The organism is Nonomuraea sp. NEAU-A123 (assembly GCF_018603905.1).
Taxonomy (GTDB): Bacteria; Actinomycetota; Actinomycetes; order Streptosporangiales; family Streptosporangiaceae; genus Nonomuraea.
On sequence record NZ_JAHFZZ010000033.1, the window covers coordinates 98,051 to 109,456 of the forward strand.

15 protein-coding genes are annotated in these 11,406 nt (G+C 68.3%); 8 read left to right on the forward strand and 7 right to left on the reverse strand.

Going from position 1 to position 11,406, the window contains the following annotated elements; genetic code table 11:
* Positions 1 to 838: 838 nt before the first annotated feature.
* Entirely contained in the window at positions 839 to 1,387 is a 549-nt protein-coding gene (locus tag KLK06_RS53520) for a DDE-type integrase/transposase/recombinase (RefSeq protein WP_214643579.1), read from the reverse strand.
* 49 nt (positions 1,388 to 1,436) lie between these two features.
* The gene (locus tag KLK06_RS53525) at positions 1,437 to 1,826 is read right to left on the reverse strand and encodes a hypothetical protein (protein WP_214643580.1); all 390 of its coding nucleotides are present in this window, start codon (positions 1,824 to 1,826) and stop codon (positions 1,437 to 1,439) included.
* A 140-nt stretch (positions 1,827 to 1,966) separates the two neighbouring features.
* Here KLK06_RS53525 and KLK06_RS53530 point away from each other — a divergent pair, with 140 nt between their 5' ends.
* The 3 genes from KLK06_RS53530 (at position 1,967) to KLK06_RS53540 (ending at position 3,766) form a co-directional block, all read left to right on the forward strand.
* Positions 1,967 to 2,212, forward strand: a complete 246-nt coding sequence (locus KLK06_RS53530; RefSeq protein WP_214643581.1) for a hypothetical protein — start codon at positions 1,967 to 1,969, stop codon at positions 2,210 to 2,212.
* Positions 2,213 to 2,282: 70 nt separating this feature from the next.
* Positions 2,283 to 2,597, forward strand: coding sequence for a calcium-binding protein (locus tag KLK06_RS53535; protein ID WP_214643582.1), 315 nt, complete (start codon positions 2,283 to 2,285; stop codon positions 2,595 to 2,597).
* Entirely contained in the window at positions 2,564 to 3,766 is a 1,203-nt protein-coding gene (locus KLK06_RS53540; protein WP_250907462.1) for a hypothetical protein, read from the forward strand. Before KLK06_RS53535 ends, KLK06_RS53540 begins: the two co-directional genes overlap by 34 nt.
* Positions 3,767 to 3,917: 151 nt before the next feature.
* Here KLK06_RS53540 and KLK06_RS53545 read toward each other — a convergent pair whose 3' ends face one another.
* Positions 3,918 to 4,202, reverse strand: a complete 285-nt coding sequence (locus KLK06_RS53545; RefSeq protein WP_214643583.1) for a hypothetical protein — start codon at positions 4,200 to 4,202, stop codon at positions 3,918 to 3,920.
* A 174-nt stretch (positions 4,203 to 4,376) separates the two neighbouring features.
* On the opposite strand from KLK06_RS53545, the gene KLK06_RS53550 reads away from it, so the two are divergent.
* Positions 4,377 to 4,934: a phosphate-starvation-inducible PsiE family protein gene (locus KLK06_RS53550; protein WP_214643584.1), complete on the forward strand. Its 558-nt coding sequence runs from the start codon at positions 4,377 to 4,379 to the stop codon at positions 4,932 to 4,934.
* Positions 4,935 to 4,953: 19 nt separating this feature from the next.
* On the opposite strand, the gene KLK06_RS62815 is transcribed toward KLK06_RS53550, so the two are convergent.
* From KLK06_RS62815 to KLK06_RS53560, 3 genes are read right to left on the reverse strand one after another with little or no spacing between them, the layout of a single operon-like run.
* Positions 4,954 to 5,058, reverse strand: coding sequence for a hypothetical protein (locus KLK06_RS62815; RefSeq protein ID WP_308168900.1), 105 nt, complete (start codon positions 5,056 to 5,058; stop codon positions 4,954 to 4,956).
* 8 nt (positions 5,059 to 5,066) lie between these two features.
* Positions 5,067 to 5,213 (reverse strand): hypothetical protein, encoded by a 147-nt coding sequence (locus KLK06_RS62820; protein ID WP_308168901.1) that lies wholly within the window; start codon positions 5,211 to 5,213, stop codon positions 5,067 to 5,069.
* 57 nt (positions 5,214 to 5,270) lie between these two features.
* Positions 5,271 to 7,127 (reverse strand): MFS transporter, encoded by a 1,857-nt coding sequence (locus tag KLK06_RS53560; RefSeq protein ID WP_214643585.1) that lies wholly within the window; start codon positions 7,125 to 7,127, stop codon positions 5,271 to 5,273.
* A 126-nt stretch (positions 7,128 to 7,253) separates the two neighbouring features.
* Between KLK06_RS53560 and KLK06_RS53565 the strand changes: the two genes are divergently transcribed.
* The gene (locus KLK06_RS53565; RefSeq protein WP_214643586.1) at positions 7,254 to 7,448 is read left to right on the forward strand and encodes a hypothetical protein; all 195 of its coding nucleotides are present in this window, start codon (positions 7,254 to 7,256) and stop codon (positions 7,446 to 7,448) included.
* A gap of 7 nt (positions 7,449 to 7,455) precedes the next feature.
* On the opposite strand, the gene KLK06_RS53570 is transcribed toward KLK06_RS53565, so the two are convergent.
* Positions 7,456 to 7,884, reverse strand: coding sequence for a DUF2267 domain-containing protein (locus KLK06_RS53570; protein WP_214643587.1), 429 nt, complete (start codon positions 7,882 to 7,884; stop codon positions 7,456 to 7,458).
* Positions 7,885 to 8,021: 137 nt separating this feature from the next.
* Here KLK06_RS53570 and KLK06_RS53575 point away from each other — a divergent pair, with 137 nt between their 5' ends.
* The 3 genes from KLK06_RS53575 to KLK06_RS53585 all read left to right on the forward strand — a co-directional run.
* Positions 8,022 to 10,517 carry a LuxR family transcriptional regulator gene (locus KLK06_RS53575; RefSeq protein ID WP_214643588.1) on the forward strand — a complete coding sequence of 832 codons (2,496 nt, stop codon included), beginning with the start codon at positions 8,022 to 8,024 and terminating at the stop codon, positions 10,515 to 10,517.
* A 164-nt stretch (positions 10,518 to 10,681) separates the two neighbouring features.
* Positions 10,682 to 10,819 (forward strand): hypothetical protein, encoded by a 138-nt coding sequence (locus KLK06_RS53580; protein WP_214643589.1) that lies wholly within the window; start codon positions 10,682 to 10,684, stop codon positions 10,817 to 10,819.
* A gap of 59 nt (positions 10,820 to 10,878) precedes the next feature.
* The coding region (locus KLK06_RS53585) for an Hsp70 family protein (protein ID WP_214643590.1) at positions 10,879 to 11,406 on the forward strand (528 nt) is incomplete at its 3' end.

An 11,406-nucleotide genomic window follows, 5' to 3' on the forward strand; every position in this document is an offset into this window, starting at 1 on the left:
CGAGTGCGGCGGTACCGGCCATCACGGTGCCGATCATGGTCCACCGCGACTCGGCACCTGCATCCCGGGGCCGACTCAACGATTCGGTCAGCTTCCTCTTGTCTGGTGGTTCGATAGGCGCAGGTTGCCTGCGGAGCGCATGGACGATGATGACCAGAACAGCCGCGACGTGCAGAAGACGAGCCACACTTCGAGCGTAGGTGGCGAGTCGCTGTCCGTCTGGAGATGCACGCAACCCGGACTGAACTAAGGATGGAACAGCACGCATCCTGGCGCTCCGGCCAAAGCTCCTCTCTAGACATGATCGATTGGCACGGGTTGCAGTTTGGGTTGCAGTTCCCCGCCATGCCATCCCGTTCCAGCTAGTCCACCGAGCCGCATCGGTCCACATGAGACGGCCTTGAACGGTCAAGACCCGAGCTGCTAATGCGGTTGGGTGCCGTCCGACCCAATCGACCGCAGCCTCACGGGGGTAAGATCCGGAATATGTGCGGAACGCCGACACCTCGCCCGGAGAAACCAGACGCTTGACCGCAGGTCAGTATGCCGTCAGGTGAGTGAGCATCGCTCCACTTTTAATCCGTAGGTTCCGGGTTCGAGCCCCGGGCGCCCTACCACTCCACACCCTATCTGACCTGGGATCTCTCGATTTTCGAGTGCCTTCGGCGAGGTGAAGACGCGCCGTTGGTTGCTCGCTGGTTGCTCTTCGGCACGGTGCGGGTGCCGATTATTCATCCGTCCAGGTCAAGCCGCATGCGCGTACTCCCTGAGGATGCCGCCGAGTCGATCATGTCGGCGGATGTCGAGGCTCGTGATCTCGGCTGGGATAGTGCTCCGCTCAGGCAGCGGCCGGAGGGGAGCTGCCTGCCCGAGCGTCCGATGTGGTCGATGTTCGTTGTAGAACGTCTCGAACTCTCTCAGCGCGTGGGAGTAGATGAGCTTGGTTCCAGATCAGAGTGCGGTCCAGCAGTTCGCGGCGGCAGGTCTGGATCCAGCGCTCCATGAGGGAGTTCATTCGCGGGATGCGGACGCCTGTGGTGACGACCTGTATTGCGGCGTCGGTCAGTACGGTGTCGAAGGCCTCGGTGAATTTGGCGTCTCGGTCGCGGATGAGGAACATAGCGGTGGTGCCCCCCTCGTGTAGGTCCATGAGGAGGTTGCGGCCGAGTTGGGTGACCCATTGGCCGGTGGGGTGGGCGGTGGCGCCGAGGATGTGGATGCGGCGGGTGGCGTGCTCGATGACGGCGAAGACGTAGAGCCGGGCCCCTGTCAGGGTGCGGACCTCGAAGAAGTCGCACGCCAGGAGCACGCCCGCTTGGTCGCGTAGGAAGTCGGCCCAGGTGGTGTGCACGCGTGCGGGCGACTGAGCGATGACGTGTTCTTTCAAGATCTCCCACACCGTGGAGGCGGCGACCTAAATACCGAGCACGGCCAACTCACCGTGGATACGCCGGTAGCCCCAGCAGTTCTCCCGGACCAGCCGGAGCGCGGATGGATCGGACGGTGCGCGGACGCCCTGGCCGCCGGGGTGCGATGACCGCCGCGTGCCGGCGCCTGAGTAGGTCGCGATGCCAGCGCATGAGAGTGTCCGGGCGGACCAGCAGCACCAGCTGCCGCAGCTTGTCCATCGGCAGATGGTGGAGCAGTCCTGAGAGCAGTAATCGGTCCTCCGGAGTGAACATGGGCTTGGCCACCTGCCGCTGTAAGACCATCAGCTGATGCCGGAGCGCCAGGATCTCGATCTCTTTGTCGCGATCGGTCATCGGTAGCAGTCGCATGAACGAGAAGGTGCTCGTAACGGCGAGGTAGGCCAGGCGCAGCAGCACGAGAGATCATCATGCCGTTTCGGTACAGCCCACGCCCCCGATTTGAAGCGCATGATCGCCCATCGAGCCTGCGATCTGCACGGATGAATTTTCGGCACCCGCAGCAACTCAGGCGCCGCGACCGAAGGAGTCGAGCGACGGTGAGCGTGGACCTCGAACACGAACCCATTCATGACCTCGCCCGCCGGGTCATCCGGTTGGCCGAGGAAACTCAGCACGCCGCTCAAGTGCTCGAACGCCGTCTGGAAGTGCTGGAACGCCGCGCCGGAACCACTGGCAGAGCCGAACGCATCCTGAGCATCGCCGCCGGCATGCGAACCCATCTGGGTCAGGACCGGCTTTCCATTGAAGACCTGTACGATCCGGACACCGGCCTTCCCGCGTGATCATCGATTCCAGCAATCCCCCTGTCCCAGCGTGATCACAGGGTTTCCCGCGGGAGTATCGTGTGCTGTTGTGACTCGCCGCCCCTCTGACGATGATCTGGATGAGCTGATCGAGCAGGCGATCGTGGACGCCTACACCGATGATGAACAGATCTCCGGCTTCCAGGTAATGATCGGCGACAACCTGGCGGTGCCGTTCGAGACGACCGTGCTCGGCCTGCAGGTCACCGTCACCGCGATCGACTTCCTGGTCGGGAGTGGCATCGTGGCGATCTGCCGCCATGGCAAGCACAAGCAGGCGATCGGTATCCTCGACCTGCCACTGCCCGACTCGCCACCGGGCGGAGCCGAATGGATTCACGCGTTCCGGCGCTGGGCCGGGTGAACATGAGCGAATACCAGTACTACGAGTTCCTGGCCATCGACCGGCCGCTCACCGACCAGCAGCAGACCGAGGTCCGCTCCCTGTCCACCCGGGCCCACATCACCGCCACCAGCTTCACCAACGAATATCACTGGGGCGACTTCCGCGGGGACCCGCGCCGCATGGTGGAGCGGTACTACGATGCCCACCTGTACCTGGCCAACTGGGGCACCCATCGGGTCATGCTCCGCCTCCCCAAGGCCGTGCTCAACCCCAAGCAGGCCCAACGCTACTGCGTAGGCGACCAGGTCAGCACCTGGACCAGCGGTGAACACCTCATCCTCGACTTCACCAGCGAGGCAGAGGAAGAGTACTGGGAAGACGACGTCGAACGCTCGCTGTCGGCGATCGCCGGCATCCGCGCCGAGCTGGCCGCCGGCGACCTGCGGCCGCTCTATCTGGCCTGGCTGTCGGCGTACGGGACATGGGAGCGCGACGAGGACGCCTTCGACTACGAGGAGGAGGACGAACTGGAGCCGCCCATCCCGTCGGGACTGGGTTCGCTCAGCGCACCGCAACGGGCCCTGGCCGACTTCCTGCGCCTGGACGACGACCTGCTCGCGGCCGCCGCCGAAGCCAGCCCGCCGGCGCGACCCGTACAGCATGACCGAAAGGCCCTGGCCACCTGGATCGGCGCCCTGCCCACCAAGCGCAAGGACGCGCTGCTACTGCGGGTGGTCGAGGAGGACGCCGCAAGGGTTCGCTGGGAACTGCTGCGCGAGTTCGGCGGCGAAACCACCGACCAGGAGGTGGAAACGGGGCGGACGGTCGCCGAACTGCTGGACACCACCGCCACCCGCCGCCACGCCCGCGAGCAACAGGAGTCGGCCCGGCGCGCCGAAGAACAGGCCCGCCGGGAACAGGAGCGACGGCACACCCGGGAACTCCATCTGAACCGGCTCGCCCAGGACCTCGAAGCAGCGTGGGACCGGGTGGATGCCTCCATCGGCACCAAGAAGCCCCGTGAATACGACCAAGCCGTCGATCTCCTCCGCGACCTGCACGCCCTGGCCATCCGCGACGAGCATGCCGGTACCTTCACCCAGCGCCTCACCCACCTCCGGGAACGGCACCAGGGCAAGCCCAGCCTCATCAAGCGACTCAACGACGCGGGCCTTATGGCCGAGTGACCGGCGATTTCCATGCCTGGTAATCAGCGATCCGAGCCACCGAGATTCACGTAGCCACTGCCCGACCGGTCGAGGAGTGCGCATGGTCAAGGGATGCCATCCGTCCCATGGTTGCTCGTTGGGGCCGACGCATACCCGCGCTTCGTATTCATCAGTCGGCCAGCCCGTCCCGAGCATCGGGTTGCGCGTGAAGTGAAACGAGCTGCGACCTCCACCAGGCGTCGTCGGCGGCGGTCATCATCGGCCGGAGCTCGGCCGGTGTCCGAGCCTCAATAGGCATCTTCACTCTCGCCGACCAGCCTGCGTAGAAGGCGAAGAAGCGGCGGCTGTGCGCCCCGTACAGCACCAGCCACCACCCACCGCTGCACCTCTGGAGGTCCTCGGCATGTGCTTTCGCCGCGTTGGTGGCGTCGGGGTCAATCTCGGTGGCCAGCATGCTCGTCTTCCGAGGAGACGCTGGCCGTCTACCGCGCCGCGAGCGGGGTGTCCGAGCTGGGCAGATGATGGCTGGCACCGCACCGGACCGGGAGATTCGCGCGTGCCGGACCGGGGGTATGGGCACTCTGTACGACGGTCGCCGGCACACACAGCACGATCACAGGTACAGCCCATGAACAACCCACCGGACACATCAGGCGCGCCCGGACCTCCGTCTCCGGCCGACGCCGCGGTACACAAGGTCGCCCAGAGGCCGGAGAACAGGCGGCTGCTGGCCATGCTGGCAGCCGCCGAGCACGGGATCCTCTACCTGGTGTCGTTCGCGCTGCTGGCCCTGGGCGTCGGCATTCTGGCCCTGATGATCCTCACGATCGTCCAAGGAGGAGCGTCCGGCACTGAGAAGATCATCGTCATCCTCGAGGAGCTGCTCCTCGTGCTGATCGTGCTGGAGATCTTCGTGACGGTGCAGACCCACCTCGCGGGCGGCCGCCTGCAGCTCGAACCGTTCATCATCGTGGGCATCATCGCAATCATCCGCCACATCCTGTCGGTGGTCGTCCGGCTGACGATCCCGGGGAATCTGGCGGGGAGCCGCCAGCAGCTCATGGAGCTGGTCGTCTACGCGGGGAGCGCCTTAATGCTGGTCGCGGCGCTGGCGCTGGTGCGATGGTCGCAACAACGGCCCGCTTTGTCCGCCGACGGGCGCGGCGACTCCAGCGCTTCCGGATGAGGGCCGGCCGATCTCGCCGTCAGCCCTCCTCCCTCCGCCCCTGGTTCGGCCGTTTGTCCGGGCGCAGGCCGCGCCGGCTCGGATGCCGCAGACGGCCGTCTGCCGTCCATTCCGTGTACTGCACCTCGCCTATCAGAGCGGGATCGACCAGCGCGCGTCGCGCGCGTGCGGCTCGTACGCCGAGGCCAGCCGCTTGGCGACCACGCCTTCCAGGAGCGGGGCGCTCTGGGCGCGGCGCTGGAAAGCGACGCCGTGGTGCGGGAAGCGGCGTATGGCCACCGCCCGGATGGGCGCATCGACGCCGACCAGAGCAACGGCGACGGGTAGGTGCGGAGTTCACCTCTGCGGCGAGTCGTACCGGCCGTCTGGCAGTGGGCGGGCACGTCCCTCTCGGATGATCTGGCGCAGGGCGACGCGGAACCGGCCGGGACCCCATGCGCGGGCGTGGACGCGCAGCGCGAGGGTCTGCCGGTCGGCCGGGCCGTCTTCCTCCAGTGTGCGGACGAGTAGCTCGATCTCCCGGTCGAGTTGCTCGTCGGAGACGGCGGTGAATCGGCTGGTCGGCCCGCTGGTTCCGAGCATGCCTGGAGAGGGGAACGTGCTGCCAGGTCCCGGCCGGAAGCGGCGGGAGCCTGTGGAGTCGTGTTCGCGGCGCAGGCGGGTGCGGTCTCGGCGCTCCAGGTCCCGGAGCTTTTCCTCTTCGGTCATGCCTCGCTCGCCCTCGGCCTTGATCATGGCGGCGTGTTCAGCGGATTCGGCCTCGGCCTCCTCCGCCGTCAGCGGACGAGCGATGTTCTCCAGCGATTGCTGTTCGGCGCGGACGCCGAGCAGCAATTCGGCGATGCCGCCGATGGCCATGGCGGCCGCGCCGATGAAGAATCCGAGTGCGACCAGGCTCATGTTGCCGCTGTGGATGAATTGGCCGAACAGCGCCGGTCCGGTGATGCCGCCGATCGCGGTGCCCACCGCGAAGAACAAGGCGATGGCCAGCGCGCGCGTCTCCATCGGGAAGACCTCGCTGACGGTCAGGTAGGCGGAGGCTGCTCCCGCGGAGGCGACGAAGAAGGTCAGGGCCAGCAGAGCCATGAATGAGTTGGTGGACAATGCCTGGTTCAGCAGCAGGATGGCGGTCAGCCCAGTCAGGGCGGCGGAGACCAGGTAGGTTCCGGCGATCATGGGGATCCTGCCGACGGTGTCGAACCAGCGTCCCAGGAGGAGAGGCCCGAGGAAGTTGCCGAGCGCGAAGACGGCCATGAAGTACGGGATATTGCCGGAGGCCACGCCGAAGAAGCCGTGCAGCAGCGTGCCCAGGTCGAAGGTGACGGCGTTGTAGAGGAACGCCTGGCCGATGAAGAGGGCCAGGCCGAGGATCACCCGGCGCGGGTAGCGTTTCATGGCCACCCTGGCGATCTCCCGGAACGGGATGGCGTCGCGTTGCCTGACCGTGATCTCGCCCTTGGGCGGGGGTAGGTCGCCGCCGATCTCGGCCTCGATCTGGTCCACGATGCGCTCGGCCTCCTCGGCGTGGCCGTGGATGAACAGCCAGCGGGGACTCTCGGGAAGGCTTCGACGGGTGAACATGATGGCGAATCCGAGCACGCCACCGATGATGAACGCCAGCCGCCAGCCAATGTCCATCGGGAAGAGGGCGGTGCTGAGGAAGGCCAGCGCGGCGACGCTGCCGATGGCCGCCCCGACCCAGTAGCTTCCGTTGATGGCCAGGTCCACCCGGCCCCGGTTGCGTGCCGGGATGAGCTCGTCAATGGCCGAGTTGATCGCCGCGTACTCGCCTCCGATGCCCATCCCGGTCAGGAAGCGCATGAGGAACAGGTACCAGGGCTCGAATGCGAAGGTGGTGGCCACGGTGGCGACCATGTAGAGGCCGAGCGTGAACATGAACATCTTCTTGCGCCCGAGCCGGTCCGTGAGCTGCCCGAACAGCAGGGCTCCTACGCACGCGCCGGCGACGTAGATGGCCGCCGCGGTGCCGATGTCGGCGCTGTTGACGGCGATGCCGCTGCCGCGCTCCGTCATGCGGGAGGCGACGGCGCCGACGATCGTCACCTCCAGCCCGTCGAGGATCCACACCGTTCCCAGGCCCAGCACCACCCTCCAGTGGAATCGGGACCAGGGCAGCCGATCCAGCCGGGCCGGGATGTTGGTCCGGATGACCCCAAGGCCTTCTGTGGTCATGGTCAAAGCTCCTTCACGAAACGTGCTTCAGCGGTGCTCCGGAGGGATGCCGGCAGTACGGTCGTTTTAATGCTGCTTTGTCGGGTTCTTGGGCATCGTTTCCGCTTCGAGGAGGAGGGGGAGACGATGCGCTGGCATTGTCAGCGCGGCTGCGGAGCAGGAGGCGCCAAGCGCTACGCGAGCGCCCGGGACGCCGGCCGCTACGCCCGCGCCTTCGACAAGGAGGACCGCGACGATCTCGGCAGGCGGGCTCCCCTGGTGGGCCTCCTGCCGCTGCGACTCGTCCGCGCCCTCCGCAAAAGCAGCCGGAGGAGGAGCTGAAATGTCGCTACGGGAACATGGAGGCGAGGTCCTTCGGCATGCCGGCCTTCACGTCCTCCCACTCGCCTTCGGTGATGTGACGCTTGAGCACCTCCAGGACCGTCCTGACCATCTCCTCCGTGCTCACGTCGTGGTCGAAGGCCACCTCGGCCCGTACGCGGTCGAGGAACTCCTCGCGGTTCGCCTTCACCGGGACGCTGCTCGGCCGCCAGCCGTCGAAGTAGACGCCTCGCAACAGCAGCGGAAGCTGGGCGGCCAGGTGGGCGCTCGCCTCCACCGTCAGCCTGTCGCGCAGCGCGTGCAGCACGGCGCGCAGCGCGCCGTAGGAATGGTTGCGCCGCTCCGAGGGCCAGCCGCAGGCCTCCTCGATCTCGCGCAGGACGCGGTTGGTCTTGTCCACTGTCCGGTTGAACGGCGCGTAGCCGGTTTCTACCATTTCGCCGACTCCTTTCCCGGGCATCACCTCGACACTCGTCCCGGCTGCTCCCCGGCCACATCCCCGAGACGTGCAGTGGCGTGAAAGATCTCCAGGAGCATGGGCTTCACCGTCCCCCCTTGGGAAAGCGGTCTGACATGCGGGGACGCGAACCGGAATGGCATGACGTGGGCGGTCTGCTCGACGCCGTTCAGGCGGGCAAGACCGCGACCCTGCTGGTGGACGGAGAGCCGGGGACCGGCAAGACCCGGCTGCTCGACGAGACCGCCGCCACCGCCGGCGAGCGCGGCATCGCCGTGCTCCGAGGGGCACCGGAGGAGCTGGGCGAGCTGGTGCCGTGCGGCAGCCTGTTCGAGACTCTGGACCTGCGGCTCGACCCGGGCTCGCGGGCGCGGACGCTGGAAGCGTTGCGAACGGGCTTCGAGGAACGGGCCACGGTTCCGGTCCTGGCCGTGCTCGACGACCTGCAGTGGGCCGACCCGGCGACGCTGGTCGCCCTGCGCACCCTCCACGGCCTGCTCGAACCCCGGCCGATCGGCTGGCTGCTGAGCCGCTCGACCGCCGTCGAACAGGACCAGTCCGCCTCCCTGTTCAACCTGTTGGAGCGCCGTGGGGCCGGACGGGTGCGGCTCTCGTCGCTGTCCCCGGCCGCGGCCGTCGCCCTGGCCGCAGACACGCTCGGGGTCGAGCCGGATCCGGCGACGCTGGCCCTGGTGGACGCCGTGGGCGGCAACCCGCTGCTGATCATCGAGCTGCTCGCCGGCCTGCGCGACGAAGGCCAGGTCCTCGACGGCACCGCCCTGCGCGTCCCCGACCGGTTCACCAGAGTGGTGCGGCACTGGATCGACGGCCTGAGCTCGGTCGCCAGGAACCTGGTGGAGACGGCCGCCGTGCTCGGCCGGTCGTTCGCCCCCGAGCAGGCCGCGGCTCTGCTCGGCACGACACCGGCCGCGCTACTGCCCGCGGTGGAGGAGTCCATGGCGGCGGGCATCCTGGCCGCTACCGCGCACGACCTCGCCTTCCGCCACGAACTGGTCAGGCTCGTCGTTGCCGAGCGGGTCCCGCCGCCCGTACGGCAGGCGCTGCTGGGCCAGGTCGACCTGGTAGCGGTCATCGACACCGCGATAGCGGAGGGGCGGCTGCGGGAGGCCGAGCAGCTGGTCCGCGGCGGCCTGGCCGAGCACTCCTTCGCGCACGCTTCGGCGCACAGCGTGGCCGAGCTGCGAGGCGTGCTTTCGGACGTCATGTACCTGACCGGCAGCCTCGAGGAGGCCATGCGGGAGGCCGAGACGGTACTGGCCGTGCCCGACCTTCCCGGCCACGTGCGCGACCGGGCGCTGCTTGTGCGCCTCTCCACCATGACGCGCCTGCGCAGCGACGGGGCGTCCGTTCGCGCGTACGCGCACGAGGTCGTCGAGGGGGGCTCCCGGCACGGCGCGGCGCTCACGGCGGCGGCCCTGATCGCGCTGGCGGAGACGAAGCGGGACGAGGGCCGCCTGTCCGACGCGCTGGCGCTGGCCGCCGAAGCCAGGCGGCTGACCGGGGCGGACGTGTCGGCCGTGCATCCGTACGAATCCCGGCTGGCCTCCGCCGCGATGCTCATCGACATCCACCGCCTGGACGAGGCGCGGCTGCTCGTCGAGGACGCCCGCGAGGACATGTGCGCCCGCGGCCACCTCGCCTGGGAGGCCGACGTCTCCGCTCTCGTGGCGCGCTTCGAGCTGCTCGAAGGGCGGCTGGACGGCGCCGCGAGCGAGGCCGAGCGAGCGCTGAGCCTTGCCGCGGACCGGACCACGCCTCTGCCCGCCGCGGTGGCCACCGCCGTCCTGGCCACGGTCACGCTGCGGCGGGGCGACCTGCGGGCGGCCGCCCGGCACGTGGCCGGCCTGGACAGCGACTCGCCCGGCCACGCCCTGCTGACGGCCCAGGTCACGGAGGCGAGCGATGGGCCGCTGAAGACGGTGCCCCTGCTGGCCGGCCTGCTCGAACGGCAACACTCGACGCTTGCCGTCAACCCCACCGCGAGCGCCTGGCTGGTCCGCGTCGCCCTCGCCGTGGACGACCGCGAGGTGGCCAAGACGATCGTCGCCACCGCGGAGGAACTGGAGGCCGTCAACCCGGGTGTGCTCGCCCTGACCGCGTCCGCCGCGCACGCGCGCGGCCTGCTCGACGGCGACCGCGAGGCGCTGGCCCGGGCCGCCGGCCGCTCCGACGACGTGTGGGGGAAGGCCTCGGCCACGGAGGACCTCGGCGTCCTGCTGGCCGCCGACGGGCGGCACGACGACGCGGCGGGAAGCCTCGACCGCGCGCTCGCGATCTACCACGAGATCGGATCCATCCGGGATTCGGCCCGCGTCCGCAAGCGGCTGCGCGGCATGGGCGTGCACCACCGCCACTGGAGCTACGCCGACCGGCCCGCCTGCGGCTGGGACAGCCTCACCGAGACCGAACTCAACGTCTCGCTCCTGGTCGCCGACGGATGGTCCAACCGGAAGGTGGCGGAGCAGATGTTCATCAGCGCCCACACAGTCGCCTTCCACCTGCGGCACGTCTACTGCAAGCTGCAGATCAACTCCCGCGTCGATCTGACCCGCCTCGTGACGATCCGGGGACGCGACGAGCCCGGCAGCTGACGCGCGAGCACCAGGACTACACGTATGGGGGATGTGAAGCGGCAGCTCCCGCGAAAGCGTCAAAATGGTGGGCGCACATCGAATCACTGTCTCCAAGGCGGCGGCCGCCAAGCCCCGCCGCATCGAAGTGTCCGCCTGGGCATCTCGCGCTCACCGCCACCTCCATGATCGCCATGATTCTCTGGGGCCTGCTCTGGGGAGCGGTCTACGGACTGATCGCGCACGCGCTGACGGGCGGCCGACGGGACTTCGTCTTCGAGAGCGGCTTGGTGGCCGACAAGTACCAAGTCCTCGGCGAGTAGGAGAACGCGCCCCGGGCGCGTGAACTGCTCGCAAGCATCAATCGCTAGGGGGAGCCGCAATGGCGAAGGCAGTAGGCATCGACCTCGGCACGACCAACTCGGTGATCGCCGCCACGGAGGACGGACATCCGACGGTGATACCGAACGCGGAGGGCGCCCGTACGACGCCATCCGTGGTCGCGTTCACCGACCAGGGCGAGCGGCTCGTGGGCCAGCTCGCCCGTCGTCAGGCCATCCTCAACCCGAAAGGAACGATCTACTCCGCCAAGCGCTTCATCGGCCGCCGATTCGACGAGGTCAAGAGCGAGATCAACGCCGTCTCCTTCGACGTGGCGGAGGGGCCCGACGGCAGCGTCCGCTTCGACGTCAAGGGCAAGCAGTACGCGCCCGAGGAGGTCTCGGCCCTCGTGCTGCGCAAGCTGGCCGCGGACGCCGCGAAGTATCTCGGCGAGAAGGTGACCGAGGCGGTCATCACGGTGCCGGCGTACTTCAACGACGCCCAGCGCCAGGCGACCAAGGACGCGGGGCGCATCGCGGGGCTGGAGGTCCTGCGGATCATCAACGAGCCGACCGCCGCAGCGCTGGCC